Origin of the sequence: Thermoanaerobacterium aotearoense (assembly GCF_009905255.1) — a bacterium.
Lineage (GTDB): Bacteria > Bacillota > Thermoanaerobacteria > Thermoanaerobacterales > Thermoanaerobacteraceae > Thermoanaerobacterium > Thermoanaerobacterium aotearoense.
The window spans coordinates 2,041,912-2,059,227 of record NZ_CP047602.1 but is presented as its reverse complement, the minus strand read 5'-3'; the positions used below and the strand labels follow the sequence as shown (position 1 = coordinate 2,059,227).

Sequence of the window (17,316 nt, the reverse complement as noted above, 5' to 3'; positions counted from 1 at the left end):
AATGAAAGTTACAAATAAAACTGTATCTATAATTATGACTGTACTTTTATTTTTGATTGTCTTACTTTCAAATTTGCAGTACTTGGCGTTTAATTTGAATTTCTACATCAATGAATTTGACAAATACGGTGTTAAGTACGTTACAGGCATGGATAAATCGCAATTAAGCAAAGTTGCATTAAGAATTCAAGATTATCTTTATGGAAAATCTGAAAGCCTTCAAATAGACGCTGTAATAGATGGACGAAATCAGAAAGTATTTGACGAGAGAGAATTAGAACACATGAAGGATGTCAGAAATCTTTTTAAGAATGGCTTTTTGTTGAGAAACTTAATGATTATCATTTATATTTTGGCTTTTTTGTTTTTGTATTTTAGAAAAGAGGATGTATTTTATCATACATACCGAGGTATGCTTTTTGTGATATTGTTTTTACTTGTTACAGGGGCTATAGTTTCATTAGATTTTAATAAATGGTTTATATATTTTCACCACATTTTTTTTGACAATAATTTATGGCAATTAGATGTTGCTCGAGATAGGTTAATTCAGATGTTGCCAGAAGGCTTTTTCAGTGACATATCTTACTTGACTTTCCGGAATTCAATCATTACATACATTATCATTGGATTTGTATCTTTTCTATTAAAAGGGAAGAAAGACAGTAAAATAGGCCTCTAATGAAGGCCTATTTTATATGCACATTTGCTTTTCGTCTTTCATCAATTCGTCAATTTCTTCCCTCGTTATCGTCTCGTTAGTCAATAATCTTTCCGCTATTAAGATTATCTTGTCTTTTTTCTCTAAGAGAATTTTCTTTGCATTAGTGTAGCAGCTATTGATTATTTTATTTACTTCAGCGTCAATTTTATCGGTTGTTTTTGTCATTCTAATGTCATATATCCTGTGGCCTAATTCGCTCATGCCGTAATTGCAAACCATTTGATATGAAATATTCGTAGCTTCTTTTAGGTCGTTTTCTGCACCGGTTGATACTTCATTAAACATTATCTCCTCAGCGGCACGACCACCTAATAACATGGTTATCTTGTTTTTTAAATCTGTCTTTGTCATCAAGAAAGCATCGTCCTTTGGAAAGTTTAAGACATATCCTAAGGCTTCCCCTCGTGGCACGATGGATATTTTCTCTACTGTGCTGGAGTTTAATATTTTTCCGATTATGGCATGACCAGCTTCATGGTGTGCCGCAATTTTGCGCTCTTTCTCCAATACTTCTGGATTTTTCTTTTGAAGGCCTGCGACGACCCTTTCTATCGCTTCATCAAATTCTTCTCTTCCTATTCTCTGCTTGTGCCTTATTACAGCGAGGATGGCAGCTTCATTGCATATAGACGATAAGTGTGCTCCTGTCATACCGTGGGTTTTTTTAGCAATTTCATCTAACGATATGTCACTGTCTAAAGGCTTATTCCTCGTATGTACTTTTAATATTTCTAATCTGGCTTTTACGTTTGGATTTCCTATGTGAATAGTCCTGTCAAACCTTCCAGGCCTTAAAAGAGCTTCATCCAACATATCCAGCCTGTTTGTAGCACCTATTACAATTATCCCGTCATTGCTGTTGAACCCATCCATTTCCACCAATAGCTGATTCAATGTTTGATCTTTTTCAGAATTGTTGTCGTTATTTCGCTTGCTTCCAACTGCATCGATCTCGTCTATGAAGATAATGCTTGGTGTTGATTTTTTAGCTCTTGCAAATAGCGCTCTGATGCGGCTGGCTCCGACGCCTACGTATTTTTCAACAAATTCTGAACCTGATGCAGATATGAATGTGGAATTTGTTTCACCTGCTAAAGCGGTTGCCAGCAAGGTTTTGCCTGTACCTGGTGGACCATAAAAAAGTATTCCCTTTGGTATTTTAGCACCCATCCTGTCGTACTTTTCAGTGTTGTTTATAAAATCGATGATGATTTTAAGCTCGTCAATTACTTCGTCAAGTCCTGCTACATCTCTGAACGTAATGTTGACCTTTTTGCTGGATTCCTTCTCTTTAGGTGGGAATTCATTTTTTAGGTTTACAGGCAGCATTTCAGATGCTTTGTTTTTGTATAGCATGTACCCTATAAGCAAGAGAGTCAACATGGAAATTATTATAAGCGCTGAATTTCCATTTTTGCTATGCAATATGCCTAAAATAATGTTTATTAACAGTGATAGTGTCAATAATATTATATATAAGTTTTTTTTCATAGCCATCGCCCCCAGTGATTTACTAACAATAGTTTTTGCCCACAATTGTAAATTATGCGTAGATAATAAACATAAAAATTGAGGGTAATTTTGGATGTAGAGTAAATTGTTGCAAAGGAGGCAATTTGAATGGATGCATACATGGGAATTGACGTCGGATCTGTCAGTACAGATGTGGCTCTGATTGACGCAAACAATGAGGTGATTGATTATGTTTATATTAGGACACAAGGACAGCCGATTAAAGCGGTTCAAAAGGCTTTGATGGAACTTAGAGACAGGCTTGATGGCGATGTAAATGTAAAAGGAGTAGGCACGACTGGAAGTGGAAGACAATTGACAGGTCTCATGGTAGGTGCAGATATCGTCAAGAATGAGATTACTGCACATGCAATTGCATCATCCAGCTTGATACCTGATGTCCATACGATTTTTGAGATAGGTGGTCAAGATTCTAAGATAATTATTTTAAGGGATGGGATTGTAGTTGATTTTGCCATGAATACTGTTTGTGCTGCAGGGACAGGTTCGTTTCTGGATCAGCAGGCGTACAGGCTTAACATACCGATAGAAAGATTTGGAGATTTGGCGTTGGAGTCAAAAAATCCTGTAAGGATAGCAGGCAGATGTGGAGTGTTTGCGGAGTCTGATATGATACATAAGCAACAGATGGGATATCCCCTTAACGATATAATAAACGGTTTGTGTGAAGCGTTGGTTAGAAATTATTTAAACAATGTAGGGAAAGGCAAGGACATAAAAGAGCCGATTGTATTTCAAGGAGGTGTAGCGGCCAATAAAGGCATAAAGGCTGCATTTGAAAAAGCCTTAGGTATGAAAGTATACGTACCAAAGTATTATGGAGTGATGGGCGCAATAGGTGCTGCGATACTTGCTAAAGAAGCTGTAAAGAAAAAAGGATATACGCAGTTTAATGGGTTTGAAATTGCCGATTTTGAATATAAAGCACAAGGATTTATATGCTCTGGCTGCTCAAACAATTGTGAAGTTGTGGAGTTTATAAAAAGCGAAGAAGTCGTATCACGTTGGGGAGACAGGTGTGGCAAATGGTCAAATTCAACAAACAAAAATATCTTTTCACAAAGTGTATCATGATGCTTATAATATAAGGGCCCGATTTGGCCCTTATTATCAAACAAGTATTTCTATTTTGTCTCCCTTTTTTAAGATGTCCGTGTACGATGCTTTCTTGCCGTTTAGGGTCATCTCAGGAATTTTGTTTTTAGGCATGTCAAAGTCTACAGTGTTAAATATATCCACAAATATATACTGTTGTTTACCTGTGAGAATTTTTTTATTGCCGTTTATGTATACATAAAAGTCTTCTTCATCGGCGACCGTTTTAATTTCGTCGCCGTCTTTTACCATATAATCATCATCTACAATCACATTATTAACAGTGACTTTAGATGATTTGTATTTTTCTTTTATTTCTCGAATCGAGATAGATGCGTCACTTCCATTTATGCCACTTTCAACGACTATTTTGTCTCCGTTTTCAACTTTAGATTTAAGATTTGCGACTTTGCCATTTTTTAAAATTTTAGCGGGTATTCCTATTTGACCTTTTATGATTATATTTTCACCGTTAAGCGAAAATGACAGATTTTTACCTGGCTTTGCTATTAGCCTTTTGGAATCAAAGTTGGTTTTTAAAAGTACGTCCATTATTGTCATCTCTTTCAGGTTTAATAATTCCAATTTTTCGTCATTGAAATAAATTGTTATGAAATCTTTTTTTCTGTCCATCATGGTGGAGTACGCGATGCCTATAGGCGTTATGTACTCTGGACCTTTTAATTTTTTGCATTTATAATCTACGACGGCAATAGTGCTGGCATCTCTTACCGAAACTCTCTCTATCGGTATAGATAGATTTTTTGCTATTTCCTCCGCTATGTTGGGGAGATTGCTGCTGCCTCCAACTAAAAATACAGCAGATGGACTTTTCCCATTGTACTTTACTATTTCATCGCAGATCTTTTTTGCGAGATTTTTGACAACAGGCGATATTAAGTCTAAAACGTCTAAGCGAGATATTTGATGCTGTAGTCCTATAACGTCTTTAAACTTTATGTCTTTTTTAGAGGTGGTTTTGATTTTTTCTGCTGTATTAAAATCAGTAAGGTAATGCTGTTGTATGGTTTCAGTTACTTCATCGCCTGCAAATGGAACCATTGAGTATGATATAATATTTCCGTCCTTTGAAATGGCTATGTCAGAGGTACCTGCTCCAATATCTACAAGTGCTATATTAAGCATTCTAATTTGTGGCATTATTGCAACGCCGATTGCAGCAATTGGCTCCAATGTAAGATACGCCACTTCCAAGCCTGCTTTTTTTGCCACTGAGTATAAGCTTTCTACTACATCATACGGTAAGAATGTAGCTATTATCTCTACAGAGATTTCCTTACCTGTATGGTCTTTTAAGTTTGTTATAGGCAGACCGTCTAAATAAAAGCTTTTTATGGAGTATCCTACCATATGGTACTTTAAAGTGTGGTTTTCCTGAGATATTTCTTCTTTTGCTGCATTTAATGCAGACAGTATAAGGTTATCTATGTCGCTGTCTTTTACTATGTAATTTTCTTCAATGTTTTTTTCGACTCTTGCTATTTTAGTTTTCAGCGATCTTCCTGCTGCAGCAAGACTAACGTTTTTAAGCGTTATTCCAAGCTTTTTCTCCAGTTTTTCCTTTATCTTGGTTGCAACAGATGCCACTTTGTCTATGTCGTGAACTTGTCCGTCAAACATAACTCTATCTGTATGCTCCATTTGTTCGACAGCCAAGACTTTCAGCTTATCATTTTCTGGCACGCCTACTATGCCTACTACAATTCGTGTACCTATATCAAGTGAAAAAATCAAATTATCGTTCATCAAAATTCCCCCGACAAATATATCGTAAAACAAAAATATATTTTAAATAATTTTTAGATAAATGCATTATTTTATATTATACATTATACAATTTTTTTATTTAGCTTAAAAGTAATTTTTATAGAGAATGAGATAGGATATGATTAAAGAAGATGTCATTAAAGCGACAAAGAAATAAGGAGTACAACGACTCCTTATTTTATCACTTTCTTTATATCGCTTAATAAACTGCTTAATTGGTCTTTTGATATATACAATCCAATCTGAGTTGTATTCATTTGCAAATAGTATGTGGCATTGTCATCAGTCAAAAATTTGACTTCTTCATTTTTATTTCCGTCAGATATTGTCAGTGTAAAACTTGAATTGTTTCCAACAATTTTTTTGTTTGGGTCGATGCCTGTCGGATTCAACAAAACAATGTCATTAAGAAGAGCTTCTGAATTATCGCTGCTTATTTCTTTGCCATTGTACATCCATTTTCCACTTTTGTTTTTTTCTATATTGTAAGTCCCAGTGGAATCTGTGTATGTTATCTTTGAAATCTTATCCTTTGACATTGTGTACACGTCTTTGTCCAAGTAATTAAACAAAGTATCGTTGCTGGTTATCTGCAAATTTTCTATTGAGCTGGCATCTACAACGTATATATAATTAGAATTCTTAAGCTTTGCATAGTACGAATCTCCAACAGGCGATTTGTTTCCTACAATCAAGTCTTCTTTTTTTCCATCATTAGATGATACAGATATTGTAAAATCAGATTTATCTAAACCGTATTTTTTTACATCAGTATCAGTAAATTTTCTGCTGTATTTAAGACCTGAAATCGAATTAAACAGATCATCTGTGCTGGTACTATCTGCTTTATAACTGACGGGCTTTATGACGTTGTAGGTGTTGCCACTCTTTTCAATAGCCAATTCATTGCCTGCATCTTTTATGTCTACAGAGGATATTTTGCTTTTGCTTATGCTTATTATATTTGTAGACGGCGCAGGCTTTTTCGTCGCTTTCGCGTAGTAATAGTATCCTGCAAGTACGCCGAGAATGACCAGCATTATTATAGTGTTTCTAAAAGTCTTCATAAAGCTCTCCTCCTGAAGAAGACATAGCCGCCTATGATCCAGATAATCAAAGGTATAATTATAACTGTGACTATGAACATGTAGTCAGCTTGTTTTCCTGTCATGAATAATGTTGCGTAGTCGAGAGATTTAGGACTTATGGAAATCTGCACTGTTTTGTTTGTAAGCCAGTTTGCGCTATTCATAAGGAGATCTCTATTTCCTTCTAAACCTATAACTCTATCTGTAGCCATAAGGTCGTTGCCCAGCACCACTATCTTCATGCCTGTTTTGCTGTCAGTTATGGTAATGCCTAATGTCAAAGGTCCTTTTATGTCGTTTTTGTCGTGAGATGCTTGCTTGCTGTTGAAATTCGTCTCTCCCCATGCTTTATCGCTGGTGGTCAAGAAAGATTGAATCGAGATGTTGCTGCTACTTGATGCCTTGTAAGTTATACTTCTGGAGCTTGGAGCAACTGTGGCCAAATTGGCTGATTCCAATTTGTCAGTGATGTCATGGTATCCATACTCTGGTACGGGCGATAAAGCGTCCATGAAGTAGTTTCTTGAAGGATCAACAACTATGTCGTTGTCGATTTTTACATTCCAATTTGACAAAATATCATTGATTGACTTTTCAGTAAGAGGGCCATTTTCAGCTCCCATCATGATGAAGGCCTTTCCGCCTTTTTTCAGATAATCCATTATAGCATTCATTTCTTGTTGGGTGTAATCTGACTTTGGATTGGCAATGATTATAAGCCCAGCATCTTTTGGTATGCCACCAGCTTGACCAATATTAAGGTCGTTTACGCTGTAACCTTCACCTTGCAAAGCCGACTTAAACGTAGTAAGTGAATCTGTGCTGTTTACTTCATTATGGCCTTGGATGATGTAGGCATTTGTCTTGTTGACTTCGGTGACATTTATTATGGCCTGTGTAAATTGTTGCTCACCGCTAAAGATATTCTGGCCAGTTTCTTGGGACTGTGTGAAAATGTCGTATGAATTTACGATCTGCCTCTTGCTGTCGTCTTTGCTGTTTAAAAACAACGTTGTATCGTAATCTGTAATTCCGTACTTTTGCGCGAGCGATGGATTTTTGTCAGGATCAATGAATTGCACTTTTATCCTTTTTGACAATGCTGTGTATTCATCTAAAAGATTTTGGACTTGCGTCTTTGCACTGTCATTTTGGAAAAAAGCGTAGACTGTCACATCTGTCTTCAGATTTTTCAATACTTGTTTCGTCTTATCAGAAAGGGTATACTGTTTTGACTTAGTGAGATCCCATTTTACAGGTTTTTGAGCTAATACTAAATTGCCAAAGATCAATATGCCAAGTAAAATAGCGATAGATAAAACCATGTTGCTTCCGTATTTTAATCTGAGTTTGTTCAATAGAATTACCTCCTAACTCCAGCGTCTTTTGTCAACTACCATTATGGTGACAAAGACAAAGAAGATTATCACGCTCAAGTAGAAGACAACGTCATTTAAGCTTAAAACACCGTTTTGAAAGTTAGTGAACCTTTGTAAAAGTGAAATGTTGTCTACAATATTTTTTGCTGTTCCTTGGAAAACATCTCCAAGCCAGCTAACTATCCAAAAAAGCAGTAATATTGAAAAACCTATGACGCCTGCAATTAGCTGGTTTTCAGTTAAAGATGAAGCAAAAATGCCTATTGCAATAAATGCTGCACCCATCAAAAATGTCCCAATATATCCTGTCAGGATTGGGCCAAAATCGGGAGTGCTGTATATTTTAAGGTACAAAGGATATATTAAAGAAACCACCAAAGATAATGTATAAACAGTCAATGCAGCAAAGTATTTTCCCAAAACCATGTCGGTTATTCTAAGAGGTGATGTCATAAGCAATTGGTCTGTACCATTTTTCATTTCTTCTGATATTAGCTTCATGGTCAAAATAGGGCTTATAAACATGAATACAAACACCATATTTCCAAAAACTGGTGACATCAAGGCGTACTGTGTCGAAAGGACAAATGTCGCAAAGAAATATCCAGATATAAGCAGCAAAAAGCCTACCAACACATACGCAAGAGGCGAAAGAAAGTAGGATTTAAGCTCCCTTTTGTATATTGTCAGCATTTTCATTATCATTTACCTCCTCATCTGTTGTAAGCTGTAGGAAGACTTCTTCTAAGCTGTAGTTTACCGGCCTAAATTCAATGATAGGCAAACTTTGATTTGCAAAGGAAAAGAAAATCTCTTTTCTTAGGTCATGGTCTACATCTGTTTCAACATCTACATCGATACAATTTTCTTTTGAATTTGCTTTTGATTTAAAGTTTTTGATTCCATTTATTCCTCTTAAAGTAGTTGATATTTTTTCTACAGAACCTATTACTTTTAGGAAATATCTTTTTGATTTTCCTATGGTGTCTGTCAAGTTTTCAGTGGAATCTATCGCTACAATCTTGCCTTTGTTTATGATTATAACTCTATCGCATATCATGCTTACTTCCGGCAAAATATGCGTACTTAGAATTATTGTATGTTTTTTTCCTAATTCCTTTATGATGTCTCTTATCTCTTTGATTTGCTTTGGATCTAAGCCTACTGTCGGCTCGTCCAGCACCAATACATCCGGATCTCCTACTATCGCTTGTGCCAGACCTACTCTTTGTTTGTAACCTTTTGAAAGGTTTTTAATGATTCTTTTCCTTACGTCTGCTAAACCAACCTCACCTATGACTTTATCTACTGTGGCTTTTTTCTTGTCATTGGGGACTTCTTTCAATTCGCAGACAAAAGCCAGATATGCTTCAACAGTCATATCCAAATACAATGGTGGAACTTCCGGAAGATATCCAATATGTTTTTTTGCTTTTATAGAATCTTCTATAATATCGTATCCGGCAATTTTTATTGTGCCTGATGTTGGTGGCATAAAACCAGTTATCATTTTCATTGTCGAGCTTTTTCCAGCTCCATTTGGGCCTAAGAACCCTACGATTTCTCCGCTGTCAACAGAAAAGCTTATGTTGTCGACGGCTTTGCGGCTTCCGTAAACTTTGGTAACGTTGTTTACTTCAATCATCATACGCGGCTAAACCTCCTTTTTGTGTATACTACTTAATTATAACCAACTTTTATTAACAAATTGTTAATAAAATGTAAGAGAATTTTAAAATAAAAAAAGCATAGAGCTTTAAAAAGCCCTATGTTATGCCGCCAAAAGAGCTGATAACTTTTACTACATCGTTTATCTTATCGTCACTGACTTCTACGTTAAGCTGTATATTAGCATCAGCGGTTTCATCGTAATAGCCCATTCCGCTTATCATGGGATCTGACATCAACAGAGGACTTTTTCTTATGTCGAAAGTGTATCCGGATTTTAAGACAAGCGATGCCAGCGTAGGCCCTGTTTCTGTGCCGGCTATGTTTTGCTTGTCGTTATAAGTATCTGCGTATTTATCGATAATGTCGATGTACGATTTATATCCCATGCTTTTTAAATAGGCAGAAGCTTTATTGGCACTTTCTAAACTGTAAAAATATCCATTTATTTTCATAAAATCACCCAAATATATTTTGGGCTTAATTAAGATAAATATGTATTATGAAAAATACCCGGTTTTACCGGGTACATTAGAATTTCGATTCAAAACTTAGCAATGTTTATGCTTTGAAATAGGATCTTCTATCAAGGTTGCAAAGACGAATTTATGATAGTGGTCGTCATCAACAGTAGTCTTGCCTTCTACAAAATGGACATGCTTGCCGTCACCCACTTCAATAGCCGGCCCAGTTATTACACCAATTTCATGATGATGATCTTCATAAAAATCTGTACTTACTAATATTGCATGGACATGACTATCGCCATCTTTTATTACTTGGCTTGTGACACCAGCAAATCTGTGATTGTGCTCCTCTTCTTCGTGTTCACCTGCTAACATGGTGCTTCCTAAAAATTCGTGGTTATGAGTTTGACCTTCATCTTTTTTATTGTTGTAAAGATCAAAATAGTTTTTAATTTCTTCAATTGATAATTCCATAAATTCAACCTCCAAAAATTATTGAGTAATGACAATGATATAATATGCTTGTGGTATAAAATGTGTGATATTAAAATTAAAGCCTATAAAGAGACTTTTATGAATTCTTTAGAAGTTTATGTTAACGAAATGGTCAATAATGGTAGAAATAATATATTCTAAATTTGCTATTTTCAAGCATTCTGGTGCGCCTGACAGGAATCGAACCTGCGACCTCCCGGTTCGGAGCCGAACGCTCTATCCACTGAGCTACAGGCGCACAAACTTCATATTACATTATATCCTTTTTAAAAGGCATAAGTCAACCGTATTAGCCGACATAAATTTGATATTTCTGCTGCATAGTGCTATAATTAATTAAAAATTGAACAAAATAAATACGAAGGAGGAGAGACAATGCAAAATGTCGAACTTGAAGCTGTATTGAGAACACCGGGTAAGAATGCGGCCCGCAAGCTGAAGGAAAAAGGCTACATTCCTGCCATACTATACGGGAAAGGCATGGAGAGCATTCCACTAGCTGTTGAAACCGGTAAGCTTCGCACAATAGTACAAAAACACGGCAGGAATGTCCTCCTCAATTTGATAGTTAACGGTGCTACACATCAAGCAATACTGAAAGATGAACAAAAGGATGAATTGACTGGAAAGCTGATACATATAGATTTTCAGCGAGTATCTATGAATGAGAAGGTTGAAGCAGCAGTACCGCTTAAATTTGAAGGTGTAGGCGTTATTGAAAGCAAAGGTCTTTTAGTGCAGCATCAGAAGTGGGAGCTTAATGTTGAGGCTCTGCCAACGGTTATTCCAGAAGAGATTGTAGTAGATGTATCTAATTTAGGAATAGGAGATACGATACTTGTAAAAGATGTAGTTGTCCCTGAAGGTGTTGAGAAGGTAGATGATTCTGACGAAGTCATATTGACAATAGTAGCGCCAAAGAATGCTGATGTGGAAATAGAAGAGTCTACGGAAACGGCTTCTGAAAATGAATAAGAATATTTGATAAAAATTAAAAGGAGCATTTTGCTCCTTTTAATTTTTCAATAGTTTATGATCTTTTTCTTTTCACTTAAAAGTCTTTCTGGTATTACATCATTTTTGATTAAGTCATCATATGTTTCTCTAGCTACTATTAAATCTGATTCACCATTATTTAGAAGTACAGCAGCAGGGCGGGGAAGGCGATTGTAATTGCTTGCCATTGAATAATTGTAAGCGCCTGTACATGTGACAGCTATTATATCGCCACTTTCAAGTTGTGGCAAATCTATGTCCCATATAAGCATGTCACCAGATTCACAACATTTTCCTGCAATAGAAACTTTCTCAAGATTTATTTTGCGAGCTTTATTAGCCACAATTGCATTGTATTTAGCACCGTACAAAGCTGTGCGTATATTGTCAGCCATACCGCCGTCAACTGATACGTATTTCCTTACGCCAGGGATGTTTTTTATTGCTCCAACAGTGTAAAGCGTAGTGCCTGCATTGCCAATTATAGAGCGACCTGGCTCTACGATTATGTTAGGCCTTTTTATATTTAATTCTTTTGAGAATTCTTCAACTGTCTTCATTATCTCGCTTGCTATTAACTCTATAGGTTGTGGGTCATCTTCTTCAACGTAAGCTATTCCAAATCCGCCACCTAAATCCAGATTTTCGACTTCCCAATCTGTAGTATCTTTTACTTTTTTGAGGAAGTTCATCATTATATCTATTTCTGCCTTATACGAATCATAGCTAAAAATCTGTGAACCTATATGGCAGTGTAAACCAGTTAGATTTACATTATCCAGCGTCAAAGCGTACTTTATGGCGTCGAGAGCATCCCCGTTAAAAAGAGGGAATCCAAACTTAGAGTCTATTTGACCAGTTTTAATGTATTCGTGGGTATGAGCTTCTACACCGGGTGAAATTCTCAAGTATATATTGGGCTTCTTGCCCATCTTTAAAGCCAATTCGTTTAGCATATTGAGTTCAAACCAATTGTCGACTATGATGCAGCCTATGTTGTATTCCAATGCCATTGTTAGCTCATCCATTGATTTGTTGTTACCGTGGAAATATATATTTTGAACAGGGAAATCGGCTTTTAGCGCTGTATAGAGTTCACCACCGGATACTACGTCTAATCCTAAATTTTCTTCTTCTATGATTTTACATATAGCTGTTGTCATAAATGCCTTGCTGGCATAAATCACTTCATTTCCTGGATAATTTTTCTTAAAACCGTTGTAGAAGGAACGGCAATTTTCTCTTAGTAGTTCTTCATCTATGACGTAAAGGGGAGTACCGTATTGCTTTGCTATCTTTACAGTATCACACCCAGCAATTTCTAAATGACCTTTTGAATTTATACGCATGTTCTTTTGAAACACAAAACCATCTCCATCACTTTATTAATTTAAAATATCAAAATCAATGTATAAATAAAAACAGCTAAGGTATTTTCTTTAGCTGTGTATCAATAGACATAGAAATACCTCCTTTCCCTTAGCGAGATAGCTCATCACAAATAGTCCGGGTTAACTACTTGTGACAGTCCTATACATCTTATGCATAGGCCCAGCTATGTAGATATTAAGGTATCTACACGCTTCGGCGGATTTATCCCTTTCACATGCAATCATCGGTTCCTTAAAACCTATTGCATGTTACTCTTGATGCTCCGCTCCTCTACCTCACCTTCAAGGAAGATGAGGTACATAGTATTTATTTTTTAATATGATATCATTAAAAACTGAATGTGTCAACATATTTATAAATCATTGAGGGAATAATCAATAATGAGACTTTGAAGGGGTGATGTTATGCAGTGGTTGATGACTTTTATAGCATCTTGGTTAATTTTCATCTTGCTTATTGATTTTAAACAGATAAAATATACGATATGGGCAGGAGTCATGGCTTCTATTTGTCAGTTAATAATTGACAATATGGCATTTCACTTAGAATTATACGATTTTAGGCACGATATTTTAAAAATTTTCAATTCATCATTCTTTTTTACATTTGGTGCGCCATTTACGATAGGCATATTATACGCACAGACTTATCCGGAGAATAGAATATTGAGGCTTATAAATGTTTTTGTGTCTACTGCTTTGTTTTTTGGATTAGAGTACGCATTAAAATTGTCTGGTGCTCTTAAATACGTGCATTGGCATTACTTTTACAGCATTACGATAGACGTCTTGGCGTTGATGTCTTTAGGCAATCTGATTACAATATTTAGATTAGCACCGTGGATGAGAAATGAAAGATAATTGAATGGAGGATAAGCGTGCTTAAATTTATCTTGATTGTTTCTATAGATTCAATACTTGTTTACATGTGGTTTAGATACTTAGACGGCTTGAGAAAAAACAGATGATTAATAATGTACAAAAAAAAGATGTAAATATCATAGGTATTGTATATTTGAAATACTGAAAAATAATATTATAATATAAGTATCAAACGTTTACCATTTTAAGGGGGATATCGAAAGATGGCTGATGTTATTCTTAAGCATGTATACAAAACATATCAGGGTGGAGTGACGGCTGTTAAAGATTTCAACTTGGAGATTAAAGACAAAGAATTTATAGTCTTAGTTGGACCATCTGGATGCGGAAAATCTACTACATTGAGGATGGTTGCTGGTCTTGAGGAGATAAGTCAAGGAGAGTTATATATTGACGGAAAATTAGTAAATGATGTGCCACCAAAGGACAGGGATATAGCGATGGTATTCCAGAACTATGCTCTGTACCCACACATGACAGTCTATGACAACATGGCTTTCGGCTTAAAGCTTAGAAAAGTGCCAAGGGCAGAGATAGACCAAAAAGTAAAGGAAGCAGCCAGGATACTTGGCATAGAAGATTATTTAAAGAGAAAGCCAAAGGCATTGTCAGGAGGACAAAGGCAGAGGGTTGCTTTAGGGCGTGCTATAGTTCGTAATCCTAAGGTGTTCCTCATGGATGAGCCTCTTTCAAACTTGGATGCAAAGCTTAGGGTTCAGATGAGGACAGAGATTGCAAAGCTTCATGACAGATTGCAGACGACATTTATATACGTAACACACGATCAGACAGAGGCTATGACGATGGGATCAAGAATAGTCGTCATGAAAGATGGCGTTATACAGCAGGTAGATAAGCCGCAAGTAATATATGAGCATCCTGATAATTTGTTTGTTGCAGGTTTTATTGGAAGTCCACAGATGAATTTCATAGATGCAAGACTTGAAAGTGAAAACGGAAAAGTTTATGCATCTTTCAAAGGCTTTAAAGTTGTGGTTCCAGATGGAATCGTAAAGAGGTTAAAAGATGAAAGCTATATAGGCAAAGAAGTTGTATTGGGCATAAGGCCAGAAGATCTGCATGACGAGGAAGTTTTCCTTGAAGCATATCCAGATAGCGTTATTGAGACTAAAGTAGATGTTACAGAGCTTATGGGTTCTGAAACATATCTCTACCTTGATTTGCAAGGACAGCCGCTTACAGCGAGAGTTGATCCAAGATCGACAGCAAAGGCTGGCGATATAATCAAAATCGGTCTTGATACAAATAAACTCCATCTGTTTGACAAGCAGACAGAGCAGACGATATTAAATAGATAAAGCAATAAAACCCATAGGAGAGATTATTCTTCCTATGGGTTTTATTTATGCATACAGTTTTCCGTACGGTCTATGACCTGCAGGATGCAACTTTATAAACTTGTGGTTCATGATTTTATCGTAGTCGTACTTGAAATACGATGAAAAATTTTTGATGTATTTGCTTATTTCCTTTAAATCTTCTTCTGTCGCTTCTTCCTTTATGACTTCTTTTCCAAGCTTGTAATCTTCTACGTCGTTGCACCTTAAATATATGACACCGCCGTGCATTCCTGTTCCGCAATATTCACCCACGATATCTTTCTTGTTGCTTAAATTTAACACTATCATACAACCGCCTGCCATGTATTCACCAAAGAAGTCTCCTGGCGTTCCACCTATTACGACTACTGGAACTTTGTCTTTGTACTGCTTCATGTGGATACCTACTCTGTATCCGGCATCGTTTTTTATATACATGGAACCGCCTCTCATGCCGTATCCAACAACATCTCCAACATGACCGTGGACTATTATGCTTCCGTCGTTCATGGTGTTTCCGATGGCGTCTTGGCCATTGCCAAACACTTCAATCGTCAATCCGTCCATAAATGCGGCTAAGTCATTTCCTGGCGTACCTTCTATGTTTATTTTTGTACTGCCATTTAAGTTATCTCCTATATACCTTTGTCCGTTTACGTTTTTTAAGTTTATTACATCTTCTCCTGCATTGACTAATTCTTTTATCATTTCGTTTAAGTCTTTGTAATGCATATCTTTTGCATCGATTGTCCTCACATTAATGCACCTCCAGATCCAACATTTTTGACTTTCTTAAGTCTTTAGGGAAATACACGTATCCGAAATCATCTTTCATAAGATGATCTTTAAATGGCGAAACGTCGATTCTATCTCTTATTAGTCCGGTGTATATTCCTGCTCTATCAACATCGTTTATCAGTATGAAGCCTACAATATTGTTACCTTTAAGCACAATTTTTTTATAAGAGTTTTTGTCATAATCTGCTTTTGTAATCACATCATAAGAGCTATCTGGAGGATTTATGATTCCGGCTGTAATGATGTAGGTATCTTTGTATCCTATGGAATTCATGGGGAATGTACCTTTTGTGGTACTTTCAACGCCTACCATGTTTAGACCAGCTATCTCTCCTTGCATGTATGCACTGGGCCATATGGGCACGACTCTATTTGAATCGATAAGCATATCGTATCCTTCAGCGACATCTCCAGCAGCGTATACATCGTCAAGATTAGTCTTCGTATTTTTGTCTACCAATATACCACGGTTGACTTTTATAGCTGTTCCTTTTACGATGTCTGCATTTGGAGTTACGCCTATTGCAAATATGAGATGGTCGGCAGGCAATGTTTCACCATTTTTTAGATGGACTTCTTTTACATAGTCGTCACCTATGATTTCATCTACTGTTGTGTTTAACTTGATCTTTATACCGTCGCCTGTAAGCCTCTTTGTTACTATAGACGCAGATTCATTGTCAAGGATAGTGCTTAAAATTCTGTCAGCAAGCTCGACGATAGTGACGTCTGCTCCTAATTCATGAAGTCCTTCTGCAGCCTTGAATCCTATAAGTCCGCCTCCGACGATGACCACTTTTGAGTTTGGTTTGACGCTGGATTTTAAGTTTTTTGCTTCGTCAAGTTTTATAAATGTCTGGATGTTTTTCTTTTCAAGGCCGTTTATCGGAGGGACGAAAGGCTTGCCACCTGTTGCTATAAGCAATTTATCGTACGATACAAAATCGCCATTTTCAAGCATGACATTTTTTTTATTCTCATCAATAGATACTGCTTTTACACCAAGAATGGCTTTCACATTGTTTTTTTGGTAAAAATCCTTGTCTCTGTAAGCCATTTTTTCTTCTGTAACTGTTCCTGCAAGGTAATACGATATTAAAGGTCTGGAATACACGTGGTATTTTTCATCAGATATGACGATTATATTTGACGTTTTGTCGTATTTTCTGATGGCTTCCACTGCCCCAACCATTGCAGCGGAGTTTCCGATTATTACTATATTCATCTAAATACCTCCTTCATAGACAAGAGCTTCGTTAGGACAGTTTTTTACACAGGCAGGTTCACCAGCTTCTGCACATAGATCGCACTTTGAAGCGATTTTATTGTTTGTATCTCTTACGATTGCCCCAAATCCACAGACGAGGACGCATGTCCAGCATCCTACGCATTTATCGGTGTCACAAGTTACAACACCTGTTACAGGATCTTTTTGCATTGCGCCTGTTATACAAGCTTTTACACATGGAGCATCATCACAGTGTCTGCATTGCAGCGAGAAGGATAATGGACGATTTTCTTCCACGACAATTCTTGGCGCTGGACGATTGCTGTCGAGTTTATAAGCTTTTAAAACATCTTTATACTTGGAGTGGGATGTTATACAGTATACCTCGCAAAGTTTGCATCCGACGCAAACTTCTTCCTTGGCATAAACCTTCTTCATATATTT

17 protein-coding genes, 1 tRNA gene and 1 riboswitch are annotated in these 17,316 nt (G+C 36.5%); of the genes, 5 read left to right on the top strand and 13 right to left on the bottom strand.

Annotation, left to right across the window (positions count from 1 at the left end):
• The first annotated feature begins 1 nt into the window (after position 1).
• Positions 2-682, top strand: a complete 681-nt coding sequence (locus tag GSH73_RS10235) for a TIGR01906 family membrane protein (RefSeq protein ID WP_014758110.1) — start codon at positions 2-4, stop codon at positions 680-682.
• Between the two features lie 12 nt (positions 683-694).
• Here GSH73_RS10235 and GSH73_RS10230 read toward each other — a convergent pair whose 3' ends face one another.
• Positions 695-2,215 carry an ATP-dependent metallopeptidase FtsH/Yme1/Tma family protein gene (locus GSH73_RS10230; protein WP_014758111.1) on the bottom strand — a complete coding sequence of 507 codons (1,521 nt, stop codon included), beginning with the start codon at positions 2,213-2,215 and terminating at the stop codon, positions 695-697.
• Between the two features lie 129 nt (positions 2,216-2,344).
• Between GSH73_RS10230 and GSH73_RS10225 the strand changes: the two genes are divergently transcribed.
• A complete protein-coding gene (locus GSH73_RS10225) occupies positions 2,345-3,331 on the top strand; it encodes an acyl-CoA dehydratase activase (protein WP_014758112.1) in 987 nt (328 codons plus the stop codon).
• A 36-nt stretch (positions 3,332-3,367) separates the two neighbouring features.
• Here GSH73_RS10225 and GSH73_RS10220 read toward each other — a convergent pair whose 3' ends face one another.
• From GSH73_RS10220 to GSH73_RS10185, 8 genes are all read right to left on the bottom strand, one after another.
• Positions 3,368-5,119, bottom strand: coding sequence for a cell division FtsA domain-containing protein (locus GSH73_RS10220; RefSeq protein WP_014758113.1), 1,752 nt, complete (start codon positions 5,117-5,119; stop codon positions 3,368-3,370).
• A 194-nt stretch (positions 5,120-5,313) separates the two neighbouring features.
• On the bottom strand, positions 5,314-6,207 hold the full coding sequence (locus tag GSH73_RS10215) for a DUF4340 domain-containing protein (protein WP_014758114.1): 894 nt from the start codon (positions 6,205-6,207) through the stop codon (positions 5,314-5,316).
• Positions 6,204-7,586: a GldG family protein gene (locus tag GSH73_RS10210; RefSeq protein ID WP_014758115.1), complete on the bottom strand. Its 1,383-nt coding sequence runs from the start codon at positions 7,584-7,586 to the stop codon at positions 6,204-6,206. Before GSH73_RS10210 ends, GSH73_RS10215 begins: the two co-directional genes overlap by 4 nt.
• A gap of 12 nt (positions 7,587-7,598) precedes the next feature.
• Positions 7,599-8,306 carry an ABC transporter permease gene (locus GSH73_RS10205; RefSeq protein ID WP_014758116.1) on the bottom strand — a complete coding sequence of 236 codons (708 nt, stop codon included), beginning with the start codon at positions 8,304-8,306 and terminating at the stop codon, positions 7,599-7,601.
• Positions 8,272-9,255, bottom strand: a complete 984-nt coding sequence (locus GSH73_RS10200; protein WP_014758117.1) for an ABC transporter ATP-binding protein — start codon at positions 9,253-9,255, stop codon at positions 8,272-8,274. Before GSH73_RS10200 ends, GSH73_RS10205 begins: the two co-directional genes overlap by 35 nt.
• A 118-nt stretch (positions 9,256-9,373) precedes the next feature.
• The gene (locus GSH73_RS10195; protein ID WP_014758118.1) at positions 9,374-9,730 is read right to left on the bottom strand and encodes a hypothetical protein; all 357 of its coding nucleotides are present in this window, start codon (positions 9,728-9,730) and stop codon (positions 9,374-9,376) included.
• 96 nt (positions 9,731-9,826) lie between these two features.
• Positions 9,827-10,216 (bottom strand): YmaF family protein, encoded by a 390-nt coding sequence (locus GSH73_RS10190; protein WP_014758119.1) that lies wholly within the window; start codon positions 10,214-10,216, stop codon positions 9,827-9,829.
• Positions 10,217-10,399: 183 nt separating this feature from the next.
• A tRNA-Arg gene (locus tag GSH73_RS10185) sits at positions 10,400-10,475 on the bottom strand.
• Positions 10,476-10,612: 137 nt separating this feature from the next.
• Here GSH73_RS10185 and GSH73_RS10180 point away from each other — a divergent pair.
• Complete coding sequence (locus GSH73_RS10180; protein WP_014758120.1) at positions 10,613-11,212, top strand: 50S ribosomal protein L25/general stress protein Ctc; 600 nt, start codon at positions 10,613-10,615, stop codon at positions 11,210-11,212.
• A gap of 47 nt (positions 11,213-11,259) precedes the next feature.
• Here GSH73_RS10180 and lysA read toward each other — a convergent pair whose 3' ends face one another.
• The gene (lysA, locus tag GSH73_RS10175; protein ID WP_200866696.1) at positions 11,260-12,582 is read right to left on the bottom strand and encodes a diaminopimelate decarboxylase; all 1,323 of its coding nucleotides are present in this window, start codon (positions 12,580-12,582) and stop codon (positions 11,260-11,262) included.
• A gap of 131 nt (positions 12,583-12,713) precedes the next feature.
• Positions 12,714-12,906, bottom strand: a riboswitch (Lysine riboswitch).
• A 123-nt stretch (positions 12,907-13,029) separates the two neighbouring features.
• Between lysA and GSH73_RS10170 the strand changes: the two genes are divergently transcribed.
• Both GSH73_RS10170 and GSH73_RS10165 read left to right on the top strand, forming a co-directional pair.
• Positions 13,030-13,485: a CBO0543 family protein gene (locus GSH73_RS10170; protein ID WP_014758122.1), complete on the top strand. Its 456-nt coding sequence runs from the start codon at positions 13,030-13,032 to the stop codon at positions 13,483-13,485.
• A gap of 224 nt (positions 13,486-13,709) precedes the next feature.
• The gene (locus tag GSH73_RS10165; protein ID WP_013787311.1) at positions 13,710-14,825 is read left to right on the top strand and encodes an ABC transporter ATP-binding protein; all 1,116 of its coding nucleotides are present in this window, start codon (positions 13,710-13,712) and stop codon (positions 14,823-14,825) included.
• A 45-nt stretch (positions 14,826-14,870) separates the two neighbouring features.
• On the opposite strand, the gene GSH73_RS10160 is transcribed toward GSH73_RS10165, so the two are convergent.
• The 3 genes from GSH73_RS10160 to GSH73_RS10150 are packed head-to-tail and all read right to left on the bottom strand — an operon-like array spanning position 14,871 to position 17,310.
• Entirely contained in the window at positions 14,871-15,602 is a 732-nt protein-coding gene (locus tag GSH73_RS10160; RefSeq protein WP_014758123.1) for a GltB/FmdC/FwdC-like GXGXG domain-containing protein, read from the bottom strand.
• 1 nt (position 15,603) lies between these two features.
• Positions 15,604-16,869, bottom strand: a complete 1,266-nt coding sequence (locus GSH73_RS10155) for an NAD(P)/FAD-dependent oxidoreductase (RefSeq protein WP_014758124.1) — start codon at positions 16,867-16,869, stop codon at positions 15,604-15,606.
• Positions 16,870-17,310: a 4Fe-4S dicluster domain-containing protein gene (locus GSH73_RS10150; RefSeq protein WP_014758125.1), complete on the bottom strand. Its 441-nt coding sequence runs from the start codon at positions 17,308-17,310 to the stop codon at positions 16,870-16,872.
• Between the last annotated feature and the right edge of the window lie 6 nt (positions 17,311-17,316).